Raw genomic sequence first — 2605 nt, forward strand, 5'->3', positions numbered from 1 at the left:
GTCTCGCTGTGCACCCCACCGCAGGTGCGGCGCGCCCAGGCCGCCGCGGCGCTCGCCGCCGGCAAGCATGTCATGCTGGAAAAGCCGCCCGGCACGGGCGTTGCCGAGCTCGATCCGCTGATCGCGATGGCGGCAGAAGCCAAACGCACGCTGTTTGCGACCTGGCATTCGCGATATGCGCCGGCGGTCGAGCCGGCGCGCGCGTGGCTGAGGGCGCGCCGGATCACATCCGTGCACATCAGCTGGAAGGAAGACGTTCGGGTCTGGCATCCCGGGCAGGGCTGGATCTGGGAACCGGGCGGCCTCGGCGTGTTCGATCCCGGCATCAATGCGTTGTCGATCGTGACCAGGATTCTGCCGAAGCCCGTGTTCGTCACTGCGGCCGAGCTGGCCTTTCCGTCCAATTGCCAGGCGCCGATCGCTGCAAACCTGACGCTGACCGACATCGAAGGTCTGCCTGTCACCGCGGAGCTCGATTTCCGCCAGACCGGGCCGCAGAGCTGGGACATCGTCGTCGATACCGATCAGGGACGGATGACCCTGTCGAGCGGCGGCGCGCGCATGGCCGTCGATGGCGAGGTGTTGGCCGAGGCGCCGGATGCGGAATATCGCGGACTGTACCGGCGCTTCGTCGAGCTCACGGCGACCGGTGCGAGTGACGTCGACCTCACCCCGCTCCGTCTCGTCGCCGACGCCTTCCTGCTCGGCAAGCGCACGATCGTCGAACCGTTTGTGGATTGAGCATGGCCGCAGCAAGGGTCACGAGAGACGTTTTCGGATTGCTGCCTGACGGCCGCAAGGTCGAGCGCATCGCGTTGCGCGGGGCAGGCGGCTTCGAGGCCCGCATCATGACCTACGGCGCGGTGATCCAGGCGCTGATCGCGCCGGACGCGAAAGGTGAATACGACGACGTGGTGCTCGGTCATGACGAGTTTGCTGGCTATCTCGCCGAACGAAAATTCTTCGGCGCCACGGTCGGCCGCTACGCCAACCGCATTGCCAAGGGCCAGTTTTCGCTCGACGGCGAGACGGTGCAGCTCGCCGTTAACAACGGCGTCAATGCGCTGCATGGTGGCCTCGACGGTTTTGACTGCAAGCTCTGGGAGATTGCGGACATCGACCAGGGAGTCGAGCCCGCGGTGACGCTCTCTTATGTCAGCCCGCACGGCGAAGAAAATTACCCCGGCCGGCTCGACGTGCGCCTGACCTATCGGGTCACCAGTCCGGCCGAACTGTCGCTCATCATGCAGGCGCGGACCGACCGGCCGACCATCGTCAACCTGACCAACCACAGCTTCTTCAACCTCGAGGGCGCGGCGTCCGGTACGTCCGTGCTCGACCACGAGCTCACGGTCGCTGCAGAACATTTCCTCGCCATCGATCCCAGCGCGATTCCGCTGCCGGAGCCGCCGCGCGCGGTTGCCGAGACGCCGTTCGACTTTCGCGCGCCGCGGCCGGTCGGCGAGCGCATCCGCGAATTCGATCAGCAACTGCGAAACGGCAGGGGCTACGATCACACCTACTGCCTAGCCCGTGACGGCGAGCTTGCGCTTGCAGCCCGGCTGGAGGCGCCGCGCTCGGGACGGGTCATGGAGCTGTTCACGGACCAGCCCGGACTTCAGGTCTATTCTGGCAATTATCTCGATGGCACGATTTCGGGGAAGGGCGGCAAGCTCATACGTCAATCCGACGCCATCTGCCTGGAGCCGCACATCTGGCCCGACGCGCCGAACCGGCCGGACTTTCCGAGTCCTCGCCTTGATCCCGGCGGAGTGTATCGCCATCACTCGGTCTATCGCTTTTCGGTGAGGTCGTCCTGATGGAACAGGTGCCCACGACGGTGCTCTCCGACCATCCCTGCCATCTCGGCGAGGGGCCGACCTATGACGCCGCGACCGACACCGCCTGGTGGTTCGACATTCGCGAGGGCAAGCTGTTCGAGGCCGATCTGGGCAGCGGCGCGATCCGCGTTCACGCGCTCGGCCGGATGGCGAGCGCGCTCGGGCGCATCGATGCCGATCGGCAATTGATCGTCGCGGAAGACGGGCTTTACATCCGCAAACTCGCGGATGGTGCGATGACGCTGTTCTGTCCGCTCGAAGCGGACAATGCGGCGACGCGTTCGAACGATTGCCGGGTGCATCAATCGGGCACTTTCTGGATCGGCACCATGGGTAAGAAGGCCGAGCCGAAAGCAGGTGCGATCTACGCGCTCCATCGCGGCAAGATCTCGACGCTGTTTTCCGGCATCAGCATTCCCAATTCGATCTGCTTCTCGCCCGACGGCGGTACGGGCTACTTCACCGATACTCCGCGTGCGGTGCTCTATGCCGTGCTGCTCAATCCTGCGACCGGCCTGCCGCGGGGCGAACCCGAGGTGTTGCTGCGCCACACCGGCGTCGGCGGGCTCGATGGCTCGGTGTGTGATGCCGACGGGCAAATCTGGAATGCGTGCTGGGGCGCAAGCCGCATCGACATCTATTCTCCGCAAGGCGAGCGCCTGCGCTCGCTGAGTGTCCCGGCAAGGCAGGCGAGCTGCCCCGCCTTCGTGGGCGCCGACCTGTCGCGCCTGCGGGTCGCGCTCAGTGGCGGCGAACCCATCGAC

General features: G+C 65.8%; 2 protein-coding genes and 1 pseudogene. All 3 read left to right on the plus strand.

Annotated features, from left to right (window positions below):
* Positions 1 to 741: Gfo/Idh/MocA family oxidoreductase (locus tag JHD07_RS27405; RefSeq protein WP_291627744.1), on the plus strand; the 741-nt coding region annotated here is incomplete at its 5' end.
* Between the two features lie 2 nt (positions 742 to 743).
* A complete protein-coding gene (locus tag JHD07_RS27410) occupies positions 744 to 1820 on the plus strand; it encodes an aldose epimerase family protein (RefSeq protein ID WP_291627745.1) in 1077 nt (358 codons plus the stop codon).
* Positions 1820 to 2605: pseudogene (locus JHD07_RS27415) on the plus strand (SMP-30/gluconolactonase/LRE family protein); the annotation flags it as partial. The gene JHD07_RS27410 and the pseudogene JHD07_RS27415, both read left to right, overlap by 1 nt.

Origin of the sequence: Bradyrhizobium sp., from assembly GCF_016462955.1 — a bacterium.
GTDB lineage: Bacteria > Pseudomonadota > Alphaproteobacteria > Rhizobiales > Xanthobacteraceae > Bradyrhizobium.